General features: G+C 60.5%; 11 protein-coding genes. 6 read left to right on the top strand and 5 right to left on the bottom strand.

The features are described from left to right. Positions 1-43: 43 nt before the first annotated feature. On the bottom strand, positions 44-646 hold the full coding sequence (locus WE862_RS12085; protein ID WP_042033413.1) for a DUF924 family protein: 603 nt from the start codon (positions 644-646) through the stop codon (positions 44-46). Positions 647-1,039: 393 nt separating this feature from the next. Between WE862_RS12085 and WE862_RS12090 the strand changes: the two genes are divergently transcribed. Then, positions 1,040-1,954: a DUF808 domain-containing protein gene (locus WE862_RS12090; RefSeq protein WP_042033416.1), complete on the top strand. Its 915-nt coding sequence runs from the start codon at positions 1,040-1,042 to the stop codon at positions 1,952-1,954. Between the two features lie 84 nt (positions 1,955-2,038). After that, positions 2,039-3,841 (top strand): M3 family oligoendopeptidase, encoded by a 1,803-nt coding sequence (locus tag WE862_RS12095; protein WP_042033419.1) that lies wholly within the window; start codon positions 2,039-2,041, stop codon positions 3,839-3,841. Between the two features lie 56 nt (positions 3,842-3,897). On the opposite strand, the gene WE862_RS12100 is transcribed toward WE862_RS12095, so the two are convergent. Continuing rightward, entirely contained in the window at positions 3,898-5,304 is a 1,407-nt protein-coding gene (locus WE862_RS12100; RefSeq protein ID WP_042033421.1) for a nucleobase:cation symporter-2 family protein, read from the bottom strand. A 478-nt stretch (positions 5,305-5,782) separates the two neighbouring features. On the opposite strand from WE862_RS12100, the gene ycfP reads away from it, so the two are divergent. Both ycfP and WE862_RS12110 read left to right on the top strand, forming a co-directional pair. After that, on the top strand, positions 5,783-6,322 hold the full coding sequence (ycfP, locus tag WE862_RS12105) for an alpha/beta hydrolase YcfP (RefSeq protein WP_033113393.1): 540 nt from the start codon (positions 5,783-5,785) through the stop codon (positions 6,320-6,322). Positions 6,323-6,397: 75 nt separating this feature from the next. Next, positions 6,398-7,690, top strand: coding sequence for an NAD(P)/FAD-dependent oxidoreductase (locus tag WE862_RS12110; RefSeq protein ID WP_033113394.1), 1,293 nt, complete (start codon positions 6,398-6,400; stop codon positions 7,688-7,690). An 83-nt stretch (positions 7,691-7,773) separates the two neighbouring features. On the opposite strand, the gene WE862_RS12115 is transcribed toward WE862_RS12110, so the two are convergent. The 3 genes from WE862_RS12115 to WE862_RS12125 all read right to left on the bottom strand — a co-directional run bounded on the left by WE862_RS12115 (position 7,774) and on the right by WE862_RS12125 (position 12,310). Beyond that, positions 7,774-8,415, bottom strand: coding sequence for an energy-coupling factor ABC transporter permease (locus WE862_RS12115; RefSeq protein ID WP_042033493.1), 642 nt, complete (start codon positions 8,413-8,415; stop codon positions 7,774-7,776). A 95-nt stretch (positions 8,416-8,510) separates the two neighbouring features. Then, a complete protein-coding gene (gene pflA, locus WE862_RS12120; protein WP_042033423.1) occupies positions 8,511-9,308 on the bottom strand; it encodes a pyruvate formate lyase 1-activating protein in 798 nt (265 codons plus the stop codon). A gap of 65 nt (positions 9,309-9,373) precedes the next feature. Beyond that, positions 9,374-12,310, bottom strand: a complete 2,937-nt coding sequence (locus tag WE862_RS12125; protein ID WP_042033425.1) for a sensor domain-containing phosphodiesterase — start codon at positions 12,308-12,310, stop codon at positions 9,374-9,376. Between the two features lie 135 nt (positions 12,311-12,445). On the opposite strand from WE862_RS12125, the gene WE862_RS12130 reads away from it, so the two are divergent. Together WE862_RS12130 and WE862_RS12135 are read left to right on the top strand one after the other, a co-directional pair. Then, on the top strand, positions 12,446-14,134 hold the full coding sequence (locus tag WE862_RS12130) for an FAD-dependent oxidoreductase (RefSeq protein WP_042033426.1): 1,689 nt from the start codon (positions 12,446-12,448) through the stop codon (positions 14,132-14,134). A gap of 186 nt (positions 14,135-14,320) precedes the next feature. After that, positions 14,321-14,983 (top strand): DedA family protein, encoded by a 663-nt coding sequence (locus tag WE862_RS12135; RefSeq protein ID WP_041209919.1) that lies wholly within the window; start codon positions 14,321-14,323, stop codon positions 14,981-14,983. Positions 14,984-15,145 lie beyond the last annotated feature (162 nt).

Raw genomic sequence — 15,145 nt, forward strand, 5'->3', positions numbered from 1 at the left:
CCCCGTCATGATCATGGCGGGGATTTTTTTATGGCTGGCCGGTTTAGAAGCCCGAACTGGGTTGCAGCAAAAACGTCGCCTCTTCCGGCGTCGAGGTGCGACCCAGAATGTCGTTGCGGTGGGGGAAGCGGCCAAAGCGTTCGATGATCACCTGATGGCGGCGGGCAAAGTCGGCAAAGCCCGCGAAGGTCTCGTTCGCTGGGGAATGAGCCTGCTCGGCCGCCAGCTCTTCAAACAGGGCCACGCTTCTGGCTTGCTGCTCGCGGGATTCGGCGTGTTCCAGCGGCAGATAGAAGAAGACCCGCTCCAGCGGCGAGAGCTGCCGATCCATGCCAAGGGATAGCCCCTTGAGGCACTGCTCGCGGGCGAGCGGATCCCGGGCAAAGGCGGTGGGTGTGCCGCGATGGATATTGCGGGGCAACTGGTCGAGCAGCAGGATCAGCGCCAGTCTGCCGTGAGGCAGCTCGGCCCAGTCGGCCAGCTCCCCGTTGGCGGCCGCCTCTGCCTGCATGCCAAAGCGCCGGGCCAGCAGGGCATCGGTCTCGCGACTTTTGCCCCACCAGAGCGGGGCTTGTCGTTTGGCACGCAGGGCGTCGTCGGCCGGGTCGCCAAACCAGAAATCGAGCAGAGGTTGCCAGGGCTGCATGGGGACTCCTTGCTGGTGTATTGAGGAGGGCCAATAACAAATGGCTCCGGGGTGCTGCCGAAATGGTAGCTTCTCGTTACACTGTGCCATCTTTTGCCCGAAAGAAGTAACCCCAGATGGCGAGCGACGGTTGCCTTGCGCGGCTGATGATGGCCTGCGAGCGCCATGAGGTGGCCCTGCAGACCCTGGTGGTCATCAGACCGCACACCTCTCTCCCGGGGTTGTTCTCACTGATATAAGGAATCTCTGATATGGCCGGAACCAGTTTGTTGGCCCTCCTCGACGATATTGCCAGCGTGCTTGATGATGTGGCGCTGATGACCAAGGTCGTGATGAACAAGAGCGAGACTTTTTTTGGGTAGACGTTTCTCACTGATATAAGGAATCTCTGATATGGCCGGAACCAGTTTGTTGGCCCTGCTCGACGATATTGCCAGCGTGCTTGATGATGTGGCGCTGATGACCAAGATGGCGGCGAAGAAGACCGCCGGGGTGCTGGGGGACGATCTTGCCCTCAATGCGAAGCAGGTCTCCGGAGTGCGTGCCGAGCGGGAGCTGCCGGTGGTATGGGCGGTGGCCAAGGGGTCATTTCGCAACAAGTTGATTCTGGTACCTGCCGCCATCGCCATCAGTGCGCTGGTGCCCTGGCTCATCACCCCGCTCTTGATGCTGGGAGGCGCTTACCTCTGCTTCGAAGGTGCCGAGAAGCTGGCGCACAAGTTTTTGCCTCATCAGGAGGAGGGAGAGCATCACGCGGGCCCCATTCCTGACGATCTGGTGGCCTTCGAGCAGCAGAAGGTGAAGGGGGCGATCCGCACCGACTTTATCCTCTCCGCCGAGATTATCGTCATCGCCCTTGGCACAGTACAGGGGGCGAGCATCGCCCTGCAGCTCTCGGTGGTGGCGGGTATCGCACTGCTGATGACCATCGGGGTTTATGGGCTGGTCGGGTTGATTGTCAAACTGGATGATATCGGCCTGCACCTTCTGAAAAAGCCGGATGGCGGGGCACTGCGCCGTTCGGTCGGGCAGGGACTGCTGAGTACGGCGCCCAAGCTGATGCATCTGCTGGCGCTGGTGGGGACGATCGCCATGTTTATGGTGGGCGGCGGCATTCTGGTGCATGGTTGGCCTTTCGCCCATCACCTCATTGAAGGCGCCGCCGCAGTTGTCGCCACTCTGCCCACTGTGGGGGCCGTACTGGCAGTGGTGACGCCGACTCTGCTCAACGCCGTGGCCGGTGTGGTGGCGGGCCTGCTGCTGGTGCTGGCGATGACGCTGATAAGCAAACTCAAGCCAGCCAAATAAGCGTCTGCATTATCTTTCGGGGCCGCCAGCGAGAAGCGCTGGCGGCCATCTCTCCCTGTTTGACATCTTGATAACGAGCCTTCAATGCAAGCAACCCGATACCTTCAGCAGTGGCACAACCACCATATCTATCCCGCTCTCGACAGTCCCGAGCTTGAGTCCGACATGGCCGAGGCCCGTGCTGCCCTTGCACCACTGGCGGCGCTGGTCGCCAATCTGGCCGACCTTGCGGGGGATGCGCGGCAAGATTGCCTGCGGGAGGTGCGCCTGCGTGCCCGCCGCATTCGTCATATCGGTTGGAACGTGGCGATTCTGGCGGCCTGCCGGGGCAGTCAGGATGCTCGTGATACCCAGGCCAAGCAGCTGGCATCCCGTGCTCGCGCCCTCAATGCCGACCTGTTCAAGACGCTGGCGCCGGTGGAAGACCTGATGCTGGCGCTGCCGGAGGCCGAATTTGGTCTGTTGATGGCGGATCCCCTGCTTGGTGAGGAGGAGTATCGCCTGCGTCACGAACGCAGATTGCAGGATCAGCGTCTGCCGGTGGCGGCAGAGCAGCTGGTGATCGGTCTTGGTACCGATGGGCTGCACGCCTGGGGCAACCTCTACAACGATCTGGTGGGCAAGATCCGGCTGGTGATCGATGGCCGCGAGATGGGACTGGCAGAGGCGAGCAATCTGCTCTCCAGCCCGCTGCGTTCCCTGCGCCGGGAAGCATTCGATGCCATCAGCGCCGGCTGGGAGGGAGAGCAGGAGACGGTGGCCGCCATCCTCAACGCCATCAACGGCTGGCGGCTGGAGCTCTCGCGTCAGCGCGGCAGTGAGCGGCAGCTCGATGCCCTCGATCTCTCCTGTCATCAGAGCCATATCGAGCGCGCCACCCTGGATACGCTGATGAGCGAGACCTGGCAGGCCCGCACTCTGGGTCAGCGGGCGCTGGAGCTGATGGCCGCACGCCTTGGTATCGACGATCCGGGGGCCGAGGATCTCTTTGCGCCGCCTCCGGCTGCCAGCAGCCGCGAGATCCCGTTCGAGGAGGCGATCGAGCTGATTGCCGATGCCTTTAGCCGTTTCGATCCGGAGATGGGGGAGTTTGCCCGGATGATGGCCGAGAAGGGGTGGATCGATGCGGCCCCTACGCCAAATCGCCGCACCGGCGCCTACTGCACCAAATTTGCCGAACCGGTCGAGCCGCGGGTCTTCGTCACCTATGCCGGCACCATGGACAACGTCATTACGCTGGCCCATGAGCTGGGCCACGCCTGGCACAACTGGGTGATCCGCGATCTGCCGATGAGTCAGCGCAGCTATCCCATGACGTTGGCCGAAACAGCCTCCATCTTTGCCGAGACCCTGGTGCGCAGCGCCCTGTTCGAGCAGGCAGAAAGTCCTGAGGAGCAGTTGGCGATCGCCTGGGCCGAGGCCGATGGAGCAGCTACCTTCCTGGTCAATATCCCGGCCCGTTTCGACTTCGAGCGGGCGCTGGTGGCCGAGCGGGAGCATGGCTATGTTGCGCCGGCCCGCCTCAAGGCGCTGACCGATGAGGCGTGGGGACGCTGGTATGAGAAGAGCCTCTGCCGCTATCACCCCATGTTCTGGGCGGCCAAGGCGCACTTCTCCATCGCCGGGCTGGGTTTTTACAACTATCCCTATCTGTTCGGTTATCTCTTCAGCCTCGGCGTGTATGAGCAACTGATGAGTCGCCAGGCGGCGGGAGGCGACAATGTGGCGCAGGCGTACCGCGACCTGCTGCGCGATACCGGCCGCATGAGCGCCGAGGCGCTGGTGGCAAAACATCTGGGGCAGGATATTCGCCAGTCGGCCTTCTGGCAGGGGAGTCTGGCTCAGGTGGCTCAGGCGGTAGAGCGCTTCGCACAGCTGCCAGCCTGATTGGGTAAGCGGTGATGTGAGTGACAGGCCCCGTACCTGTGCCCGGGGCCTGTTGGTTATGCCTGCTCTTGTTCGGGCTTGATGGGGCCGACCAGCAAAGGCTTGGGTTTGTGGATGAGATCAGGCTGGTAGCCGTTGAAGAAGAGGTTGAGCACTACCGAGCTGATGGTCGCCAGCAGAATGCCACTATGAAACAACGGTTGCAGCGCCGCCGGGAAGTGCTGGAAGAAGTGGCCGGAGACGGTCGGTATCATGCCGATCCCGAGGCTGATGGCGACGATGTAGAGGTTGTGGCGGTTGGTGTTGTAGTCAGCTCGCGCCAGAATGCGGATCCCGGTTGCCAGCACCATGCCGAACATCACGATGCCGGCGCCACCCAGCACGAAGGGAGGGATGGAGGCGACCATCACCGACATCTTGGGGATGAGACCAAAGGCGAGCAGGATCCCCCCAGACATCACGCAGACCCAGCGGCTCGATACCCCGGTCACGCTCACCAGCCCGATATTCTGGGAGAAGGAGGTGTGGGGGAAGCTGTTGAAGACGCCGCCTATGATGGTGCCGATGCCATCCACCCGCAGCCCGCGCACGATATCGCCGCGGCTGGCCGGATGACCGACGATGTCGCCAAGGGCCAGAAACATCCCCATCGACTCGATAAAGGTGATGAGCATGATGACGGTTAGGGTGGCGATGGAGATGGGATCGAAGGTGGGCCAGCCAAAGGCAAACGGCACTATGGGGGCGAACCAGGCCGCTTCACTCAGGCCGTCCAGACTCACTTCCCCCATGGCGATGGCCACCACGAAGCCAAACAGGATGCCGAGCAGCACCGAGATATTGCTGAAAAAGCCCTTGGTAAAGCGGGTGACCACCAGAATGAAGGCGAGCACCAGAAAGCTGGTGCCGATGTAGCGCAGGCTGCCATATTCGGGATTGCCCTTGCCCCCCGCCATCCAGTCGATCCCCACCTGCATGATGCTGATCCCGATGGAGGTGATGACCACCCCGGTCACCACGGTGGGGAAGAGCGGCATCAACCGGCCTATCAGTGGCACCAGCAGGGTCGAGATGATACCCGCGGCTATGGTGGCGCCGAAGATGCCGGTGAGCCCCAGATCCGGATTGGCACCGATGGCCAGCATGGGCATCACGGCGGCAAAGGTGACCGACATGATGACCGGTAGCCGGATCCCGGCGAAACGCCCGATACCGACACACTGCAGCAGGGTGACGATGCCGCAGCAGAAGAGATCCGAACTGATGAGGTAGGAGATCTGCTCCTTGGGCAGCCCCAGGCTGCCGCCTATCACCAGTGGGACGGCGACGGCGCCGGCATACATCACCAGCACATGCTGCAGGCCTAGGGTAAATAGCTGGCCGGCAGGGAGCATGCGCTCCACTTCGTCATCGGGACGTATTCGCTTTCCCGGTCGGGAGGCGGGGGGATTGGTCTCGTTCATCAACAGATCTCTCCTTGGCGAGCCCCGGCAACGGGCAGGGGCAAGATAGCGAAAGCCGCGGCTTTCCCGGTCACAGATGTTATCGAGTGCGTGGATCGCCGGACTCATCGGGATGGGCAAGAGAGAGGGATCCGGTGCAGGCCATGGTCAGTGCACAAAACATGCTCAATCGTGACTGGTGGTGAAAACGTTTGGCTTTTTGAGGGTTCAATCACATCCGGATCGGGATCAGGCACAAGAAGAGGGACAAAGGGCGTAGCCGGGCATCTCAGATTGGTAATGGCGGTATCATTTTTGGCCACAGCCTCTCACTTTGATAGGGCTGCTTTGCGTATTGCGCCTGGCAAGGGCTCATGCGCTGCATCTTGTTGCAGGGGCTGGCGTGATCCAAAGCAAGAAAGTTGGATGTTTTGGTGGCGCGTGAGGCTGCCGCTGGGGTAGTTTCGATAAAACCGACACAGATCCTGAGGTCTTATCCATGATCATCTACCTGCATGGCTTCGATGCCACCAGCCCCGGCAATCACGAGAAAGTGCTGCAGTTGCAGTTTATTGATGATGATGTGCGTTTCGTGCACTACAGCACGGTTCACCCCCGTCATGATATGAGCCACCTGCTCAAGGAAGTGAAGAAGCAGCTCGACATGAGCACAGATCCCAAGCCCCTCATCTGCGGTGTCGGACTCGGCGGTTACTGGAGCGAGCGCATCGGCTTTTTGTGCGGCATTCGTCAGGTGATCTTCAACCCCAATCTGCACCCCGAAGAGAACATGCAGGGCAAGATCGACCGGCCGGAGGAGTACGAGGATATTGGCACCAAGTGTGTAACTGAATTTCGTAAGAAAAATTCAGGAAACTGCCTGTGTATCCTTTCCGTTCAGGATGAAGTGCGCGATAATCGGGACACTGAACGTGAATTGAAGAACTATTACGACATCGTGTGGGATGATCGCGAGACCCATAAGTTCAAAAACATCTCGCACCATCTGCAGCGGATGAAGGCCTTCAAAGAAGCCTGATCCATCACGTCGACCGATTTCGTTTTAGGGAGCCAATGGCTCCCTTTCGTTTTGAGGAACCGAGGAAAAATCATCATGATGAATATTGTCGTTGTAGGCGGCGGCGCCGGTGGTCTGGAGCTGGCCACCAGTCTGGGTCGCAAGCTTGGCAAGAAGAACAAGGCCAAGATCACTCTGGTTGATCGTAACCGCACCCACCTGTGGAAGCCCCTGCTGCACGAAGTAGCTACCGGCTCCATGGATGCGGGCATCGATGCCCTGAGCTATCAGTCTCACGCCAAAAACCACGGTTTCGACTTCCAGCTCGGCACCCTGACCGACATCAAGCGTGACGAGAAACGCATCGTACTGGCCCCGATCCACGACGACAGTGGCGACATCGTGGTCAACGAGCGCGAGCTGCCTTACGACTATCTGGTGATGGCCATTGGCTCTGTTTCCAATGACTTCAACACCAAGGGCATCAAGGATCACTGCATCTTCCTGGATAGCCCCTCCCAGGCACACCGTTTCCACAACAGCATGATGAACCGCTTCCTGCAGTTCGCGACCGAATATAAGCCGGGCGACAAGGTGAAGATTGCCATCGTTGGTGGCGGCGCCACCGGCGTCGAGCTCTCTGCCGAGCTCTACAACGCGGTCGAGCAGCTCTACGCCTACGGCTTCAAGAACCTGACCACTGACAGCCTGAAGGTGACGCTGGTGGAAGCGGGCCCCCGCATCCTGCCGGCCCTGCCGGAGCGCATCAGCGGCGCCGCTCATCAGGAGCTGGTCAAGCTGGGTGTGGATGTGCGTACCGCCACCATGATCACCGAAGCGACCGCCGAAGGTCTGCATACCAAGGATGGCGAGCTGATTGAAGCTGACCTGATGGTGTGGGCTGCCGGTATCAAGGCGCCGGATTTCATGAAGGATATCGCTGGTCTTGAGACCAACCGCATCAACCAGCTGGTGGTGAAAGAGACCCTGCAGACCACCCGTGACGAGAACATCTTCGTCATCGGTGACTGCGCCGCCTGCCCGCAGCCGGACGGCAAGTTCGTGCCGCCGCGCGCCCAGTCTGCCCACCAGATGGCCAGCCAGGCATTCAAGAACATCCTGGCCAAGATGAACGGTGGCGAGATGAAGCCCTACCTCTATCACGACCACGGTTCGCTGGTATCCCTCAGCCGCTTCTCCACCGTGGGCAGCCTGATGGGCAACCTGATGCGCGGCTCCATGATGGTGGAAGGCTACATCGCCCGTCTGGTGTACATCTCCCTCTACCGAATGCACCAGATCGCCCTGCACGGCTACGTCAAGACCGGCCTCATCATGCTGGTGGGTCGTATCAACCGTGTGCTGCGTCCGACCCTGAAGCTGCACTAAGCCGGGATGTGTCACAATTCGGAATAGCAAAAGGAGAGGTCATGGCCTCTCCTTTTTTATGAGCGCAGATCGGGGAAAAGGAGTTATTTGCCCAGATAGGTGCGATCGAAGAAGGTGTTGACCCAGTGGGGGCGGTAGATGGCAAGCACCGTCATCGCCATGCCGTTGAGCAGGGCTTCCGGAAAGAGCAGCAGCGGCCAGATGGAGAGGTAGTCTGCCGTGATGGTATGCCAGGGGTAGCTGCCGCTTATCCCCATCAGCAGGGCGCTGGCTGCCACCTTGACCGAGATGGCGAGGGCGCCGCCAAGAAAGGCGGCAACGAAGATATAGACAAAGAGATGGCGTGGCAGCCAGGCCCAGCTGGCCAGAAACAGCAGCCAGCTGCTGGCTACCGGCAGGGCAATGCCAACCAGCGCCTGCCAGCCAAAATCGGCCAGATTGGTCACGCCAAAGTAGTCGAGTACCAGCAGGGTCAGACAGGGTGCGAGCAGGGCCAGCCGCCAGCCCAGTAGCAGGGTGAGGGTGGTGAGCCCGAGAAAATGCACCTCCAATCCATCGTGCAGACCGGCGCGCAGCGTCCAGAGCGGGATGAGGGCGATGGCGCTCCCCAGCAGCAGATGCTGGTAGAGGGGGTTGTCATGAAGCAGTTGCCACAGGGGGCGGCGCAGGCTGAAAGTCAGTAGCAGCAGCCAGATCAGAAGAGCGGCGAGTTGTCCTTCACTCATCATTCGTTCACTCACGAGGCAGTCAGATTACGCTGGGCAGCCAGATCCCTGCCACCCGAAAACAGAGCAGGCTGACGAGTCAGCCTGCTTGCACATCAATATTTCACGTTGTTGTGGTACTTGCCAAGGATCCCCTTGACCCGCTCCATGGTCTCCTTGCTGGGGGGCTTGATCCCGCTCAGCTCGTAAGGATCACCCAGCACATCCCACTTGTGTTTGCCGAGTTCGTGATAGGGGAGCAGCTCCACCTTCTCGACGCTCTCGCCCAGCTCGGCGATGAACTGACCCAGCCCTTCGGCGCTCTCGTCGTCGTCGCTCCAGGTCGGCACCACCACGTAGCGGATCCACATGGTCTTGCCTTTGGCTGCCAGATAGCGGGCAAACTCCAAGGTGTACCTGTTGCTGACGTGGGTCAGCGGAATGTGTTTCTCGTCATTGATCTGCTTGATGTCGAGCAGCACCAGATCGGTCTGGTCGAGCAGCTTGTCCACCTGTTCGTCGAGATGACGGACGAAGCCGTTGGTATCGAGGCAGGTGTGGATCCCTTTCTCTTTGCAGGCGGTAAAGAGTTCGGTGATGAAAGCAGGTTGCAGCATGGCTTCACCGCCGGATGCGGTCACACCGCCACCTGAGGCATTCATGAAGTGGCGATAGCTGGTGATGTCACTCATCAACTCCGGCACTGTCACTTCGCGGCCACCCTCGGTATCCCAGGTATCGCGGTTGTGGCAGTACTTGCAGCGCATCAGGCATCCTTGCATGAATACGATAAAGCGTATTCCCGGACCGTCGACGGTACCGCAGGTTTCAACGGAATGGATCCGGCCAATGGCGCCGTGACTCTCGGCTTGTTCACTGATTTCAACGGCAGGGATCCGGTTAATGACTGACATAGACAACTCCAACGATTCGAGCAGGCCGTTATTTTATTACATAAACCCCTATTGATCCTACACCTTTAGTCCGGCCCGTTGCCGTCCAGCAGTTGTTCCAGCTCCCTGATGGTGAGCGGGCGGCTGGTGAGGAACCCTTGATAATGCTGGCATCCCAGCTCTCGGAGAATGGCCAGTTGTGCCTCCTCTTCCACCCCCTCGGCGGTGACGGTAAAGCGGAATACCTGAGCCAGATCGAGGATCGCCTTGACGATGGCCCTGTCCTGCTCGCTGTGCACCAGGGTCTGGATGAAGCTTCTGTCGAGCTTCACCTCATCAGCGGGCAGATCCCGCAGGTAGGCGAGCGACGAGTAGCCGGTGCCAAAGTCATCGATGGAGATGAGGATGCCGAGCTCCTTGAGCTGGCGCATGCGGGCGATGCTCTCGATGCGATTCTCCAGCACTACGGATTCGGTCACCTCCAGCAGCAGGCGGGAGGGCGGGATGCCGGTATCGCGCAGAATGTACTCCACCTGCTGGACGAAGCCCTGGGTGTGGAACTGGCGGGCGCTGACGTTGACCGACAGGTGGGGGAGCTGCAGGCCGCGGTTGAGCCAGAAGCTGTATTGCGCGCAGGCGGTTTTCATCACCCAGTAGCCGATCTCGAGGATAAGGCTGGTCTCCTCGGCGATGGGGATAAATTCGCCGGGGGGCACCATGGTGCCATCGCTGCGCTGCCAGCGCAGCAGCGCCTCGACCCCCGAGAGGGTGCCGTTATCCACCCGATATTGCGGCTGGTAGTGCAGTTGCAGCTCGTGGTGGCGCAGGGCATCGCGCAACTGGTTGGTGAGGGTGAGGCGATTTTTCTCCTGCTCGGCCATCGCTTCGGTAAAGAAGACGTAGTTGCCCTGACCGGCGCGCTTGGCCATGTGAGTGGCCGTGTCAGCCTGCTGCATCAGGGTGAGGTGATCCATGCCGTTGCCGGCAAAGAGGCTGATCCCGACTGAAGCGCTGCAGTGCAGCTTGTGATCGGCGATTTCGAACGGAGTGCGAAACAGCCCCATCAACTCGCGGGCGAAGTGCTCTGCCAGAATTTTGGCGGTTACCTCACCCTGTCCAAGCTGGGTAAAGAGCAGGGCAAATTCATCCCCCGAGATGCGGGCCTGTACCAGATTGTCCTGCGGCAGCTCCCTGAAGCGGTGCACCACCGCCTGCAGCAGCAGATCGCCACAGGCGTGGCCGAGGGAGTCGTTGATCGACTTGAAGTTGTCGAGATCGACCAGCAGCAATGCCCCCCACTGACCATCGGACGTCTCCAGCGTGCGCTGCAAAATGGTGTTGAGGCTGCGGCGATTGTGCAGGCCGCAGAGATCGTCGTAGTAGGCGAGCTGCTCTATGTGTCTGGCGGCCTCTTTCTCCTTGGTGATGTCGTAGAAGCTGCAGATGAAGTGGCTGAGTTCCCCCCGCTCATCCTTCACGCCGCTCACCATCAGGCGCACCGGGAAGAGGTGGCCATCCTGATGCAGGCAGCGCTCCTCACCCAGCCAGAACTCCTGCTCGGCCACGGCCCGACTGACATCCTCTTTCAGGTGATCGCCATAGTAGGTGGGGCGCAGCTTGCGGATGGAGTGGCCAATGACCTCCACCTCGCCAAATCCGGTGATGCGGGTAAAGGAGTGGTTCACCTTGAGGATGATGCCGTTGTGATCCATCACCAGCAGGCCGTCGTGGGTATTGAAGGCCACTTCGGCCAGGCGCAGGGCGTCGTCGGTAGCCAGGCGCTTGAGCTCGATGGCGGCCCGCTCGTGCTGGCTGCTCAAGAGATCCAGCAGCGGCTCAGGGTCACTCAGCGTCTCGTCGAGCAGCAGGGTGAGCTGGCCGGTCGGTGTACCCCCGGAGTTGTGCAGCGGGATGCCGATATAGGCCCTGGCATTGAGGGCTAGCAGGCGGTGAGCCTTAGGATAGCGCAGCGCCAGATCTTCCACATAGATGGCCTGCCCGTGCTGGAATAGCTCCCTGCCGGGGCCCGGATCCATCTGCAGGGGCTTGAGGGCGGAGAAGGTCTCCTCGTTGAGGACGCAGCGGGGAATGATCCAGAGATCCTGCCCCCGTGGCTGGAACTCGCCGATCCAGCCGGCACGTGCACCGCTGGCGGCTTTGGCCCATTGCAGCAACGTTTTGCAGTAGTCAATGCCTGTGAGCTGGTGCAGCTCGGCAGGCAGGGCGAGGTCGCTTGCGCTCTCCTCCTGCACCGGTTGCCAGTGGCCAAGCAGTTGGGCGCAGTGGCGCACCAGTTGCAGCATCTCGTCGCCAAGAGGAGTCGGGTCGAGATATTCGATGCTGAGCACGCCAAAGAGCTTGTCCTGCTCCAGCATGGCACCGTCGAGGCGCGAGCTGACGCCGGCACTGGCCAGATAGAGGTGGTTGCTCAGCATCGGCTGATGGGCCGCTTCCGAGAAGCTCAGGGATTTGCGGGTGCGCAGGGCACGGATATAGCGGCTGTCGCCACGAATGGGATAGATGCCATCAACACCCAGAGTAAAGACGGGAGTGAGCTGCTCGCAGCCCAGATCGCCGTTGGCCTGATAGTGCCAGAGAATGAGTCGATCGGCGCCCAGACTATCCTTGAGGGTTTCCAGCAGGAGAGCATACTGTTGCTGGCTCGCCATCTGGCTAAGGCGCGGCAGTTGCAGTGCCAGCTCGGAAACCGGCTCCAGATGCCGGTGCTGCAGGCAGATAAGCCAGAATCCATCCTGCTCGTGGGCGATGGCAATGTGCCAGAGCTGGCCACCAAAGCGCAGGGAGAGTTTGCCGCCATGACCATTGGCCAGCATCTGCTCGATGGGCAGGCGCAGATCGGCGGGCAGCTGGGCAGGCCAGGGGGCGCGCGGTTCGTCGAGCCAGTAGAGCGGCGTTTGCATCACGTCGGTCAGGGCGACCAGCCGTTGGCTGCGCAGATCCAGACGAAAGAAAAGGGGAGTCTGGAGGGCAGGGGGAAGATGACTGAGAGCGGTAGACGACATGAACGAACAACATCCTGTTAAGCAACCGTCGGGGCTGCAAGAATACTGCAAAATCGAGGGAAACAAAATTTCATTGAAATCTAAATTAGAGATTGCTAATTTATTGGCTATTATCTTCTAGGAGGAGTCTTGCAGATGAAACGGATCCTGATTATCGGTGGGGTTGCGGGGGGCGCATCGGCGGCCGCCAGAGCACGCCGGCTGAGCGAAGAGGCGGAGATCGTGATGTTCGAGCGGGGCGAGTTTGTCAGCTTTGCCAACTGCGGTCTGCCCTACCACATCGGGGGGGATATCCCCAATCGGGATGCCTTGCTGCTGCAGACTCCCCAGAGTTTCAAGCGCCGTTTCAACGTCGATGTGCGGGTCTTCCACGATGTGATCGAGATAGACAGGGCAGGCAAGACATTGCTGGTGCGCAACCTGCAAACCGGTGAAGAGCAGCGCGAACCTTATGACGTGCTGCTGCTGAGCCCGGGCGCTGCGCCGATCCGGCCGCCTTTCCCCGGTATCGATAGCCCCCGGGTGCATACCCTGCGCAATATCCCCGACATGGACCGGATTCTGGCCTCTCTTCACCACGATCAACCGCGCCACGTGACCGTGGTGGGCGGCGGCTTTATCGGGCTGGAGATGATGGAGGCGCTGCACCAGCGCAAGCTGGATGTCACCCTGCTGGAGCTCTCCGATCAGGTGATGGCGCCGGTGGACAGGGAGATGGCCAACATGCTCCATGCCCGCATCCGGGAAGAGGGGATCGATCTGCGCCTGCGCACCGGCCTCACCGCCATCGAGAGTCTGGATCTGCCTGCCGAGAAAACCGCCGCCGTGGCTACCGCCAACAGCGGTGGCCTGCGCCTGACCCTCAATGATGGTTCCCATCTTGATACCGGTCTCTTGATCCTCGCCATCGGCGTCAAGCCGGAAACCCTGCTCGCCGCCAAAGCTGGGCTGGAGTTGGGGCCGCGCGGCGGCATCAAGGTGGATGCCGGCATGCGCACCTCGGATCCCTTTATCTATGCGGTGGGGGATGCGGTGGAGGAGATTGACTTCGTCACCGGCGAATCAGTGCTGATCCCGCTGGCGGGCCCGGCCAACCGGCAGGGGCGCATCGCCGCCGACAATATGCTGGGCCGAAGCGAAACCTACAAGAAGACCCAAGGCACCGCCATCTGCAAGCTGTTCGATCTGGCGGTGGCCAGCACCGGCCTCAACGAGAAGCGACTGGTGCAACTGGGATTGCCGTTCGAGAAGGTCTATGTCCATCCGGGCAGCCACGCCGGTTACTACCCGGGCGCCCATCCAGTCAGCCTCAAGCTGCTGTTTGCCCCGGATGGCAAGATTTACGGTGCCCAGGCAGTGGGCAAGGATGGCATCGACAAGCGCATCGATGTGCTGGCGGTAGCCCAGCGCGCTGGCCTGACCGTGTTTGATCTGCAGGATCTGGAGCTCACCTATGCGCCGCCCTTTGGCTCGGCCAAGGATGTGATCAACATGGCCGGGTTTGTGGCGAGCAACCACCTGAAGGGGGATACCCTGCTCTGCCACGTGGCCGAGGTGCAGGCTCACAATCCTCACCAGCAGGTGGTGGATGTGCGCAATGGCCCCGAGCTTGACAAGCTGGGCCGCATTCCGGGTGCCATGCATATCCCGCTCGACGAGCTGCGTGGTCGCCTCCATGAGCTGCCCAAGGAGAAAGAGTTGCTGATCAGCTGTCAGGTCGGGCTGCGTGGTCACGTCGCTTGCCGCCTGCTGAGCCAGCATGGCTTCAAGGTGAAGAACCTCTCCGGCGGCTTTAAAACCTGGCAGATGGCTACTGCCGAGTAACCCCTTTCTGTGCCTGTTTGCCCCTCTCCCTTGTGCGCGCAAGATGAGGGGCTTTTTCTTTTTTCCGCCTGGCGCCATTTCGCCGCATTTTTTTCTCTCTGCGAGACAAAATTAACGTTTTGTTCATGGGGGGAGTGCTATAACCCCTGCCTCGTTCACGGTGAACGTTGTGGTAGGGAGTAAGAGATGCTGGATATGTTGATGGCCATTTGGCATCAGGACTTTGATGCCCTGATCCAGATGCAGGCGGTGCCCATGCTCATCTGTTGTCTGATGCTGGTGCTGTTGCTGGAGTCGGCGTTTGTCTTTCTCCCCCTGCCGGGAGACAGCCTGGTGCTGCTGGCCGGTGGGTTGGTGGGAATGGGCGTTCTGGGGACGGAAGTGACGCTCATCTATCTGCCGCTGGCGGCGGGGTTTGGCTCCGTGCTTGCCTATCTGCAAGGCAGGGCGCTGCAGCGTACCCGCTTTATGGAGCATATCGAGCGGATGTTGCCGCCAGACAGTTTGCCCAAAGCGACCCGGCTGCTGAACCGGTATGGTTTTCTGGCCATGTTCGCCTCTCGCTTTATTCCGTTCGTCCGGGTGCTGACGCCCATGCTGATGGGGATAGGTCGCCTGAGCGTGCTGCGCATGTGCGTGGCGAGCTTTGCCAGCGCCGTGCTCTGGTCACTTTGTTTGAGTCTGGTGGGCAAGCTGGCGATGACGGTGCCTTTCTTTGTGGCCCATAGCGAACTGCTGACCCGCATGCTGCTGATCACCTCTCTGGTGCTCTTCCTTATCGCCGTCACGGCCATCCTCTTTCGCTGGTTCAAGGGGGGTGCCAAAAGAGAGCAATCCCCCCTCCGTTGATTTAGGTCTGCTGGGTGTTTGGCCGCTCTGAAAGGGCGGCCGTTGTCGCAGCACGGTGGCTTCTGCCTGTTGTCGCGAGAATCCTCTTTGTGTCAGGGGCGCTCGATGCTTTATCCTGTTTGCTGCCTCGCTGCTGTTGCAGCGGATCCCAGCCAGGATGGA

The organism is Aeromonas jandaei, from assembly GCF_037890695.1.
Classification (GTDB): domain Bacteria; phylum Pseudomonadota; class Gammaproteobacteria; order Enterobacterales; family Aeromonadaceae; genus Aeromonas; species Aeromonas jandaei.

What these genes read in the sequence shown, in the direction of transcription:
- WE862_RS12085 (WP_042033413.1), bottom strand. Translation starts at nt 646, where the DNA reads ATGCAGCCCTGGCAACCTCTGCTCGATTTCTGGTTTGGCGACCCGGCC.
- WE862_RS12090 (WP_042033416.1), top strand. Translation starts at nt 1,040, where the DNA reads ATGGCCGGAACCAGTTTGTTGGCCCTGCTCGACGATATTGCCAGCGTG.
- WE862_RS12095 (WP_042033419.1), top strand. Translation starts at nt 2,039, where the DNA reads ATGCAAGCAACCCGATACCTTCAGCAGTGGCACAACCACCATATCTAT.
- WE862_RS12100 (WP_042033421.1), bottom strand. Translation starts at nt 5,304, where the DNA reads ATGAACGAGACCAATCCCCCCGCCTCCCGACCGGGAAAGCGAATACGT.
- ycfP (WP_033113393.1), top strand. Translation starts at nt 5,783, where the DNA reads ATGATCATCTACCTGCATGGCTTCGATGCCACCAGCCCCGGCAATCAC.
- WE862_RS12110 (WP_033113394.1), top strand. Translation starts at nt 6,398, where the DNA reads ATGATGAATATTGTCGTTGTAGGCGGCGGCGCCGGTGGTCTGGAGCTG.
- WE862_RS12115 (WP_042033493.1), bottom strand. Translation starts at nt 8,415, where the DNA reads ATGAGTGAAGGACAACTCGCCGCTCTTCTGATCTGGCTGCTGCTACTG.
- pflA (WP_042033423.1), bottom strand. Translation starts at nt 9,308, where the DNA reads ATGTCAGTCATTAACCGGATCCCTGCCGTTGAAATCAGTGAACAAGCC.
- WE862_RS12125 (WP_042033425.1), bottom strand. Translation starts at nt 12,310, where the DNA reads ATGTCGTCTACCGCTCTCAGTCATCTTCCCCCTGCCCTCCAGACTCCC.
- WE862_RS12130 (WP_042033426.1), top strand. Translation starts at nt 12,446, where the DNA reads ATGAAACGGATCCTGATTATCGGTGGGGTTGCGGGGGGCGCATCGGCG.
- WE862_RS12135 (WP_041209919.1), top strand. Translation starts at nt 14,321, where the DNA reads ATGCTGGATATGTTGATGGCCATTTGGCATCAGGACTTTGATGCCCTG.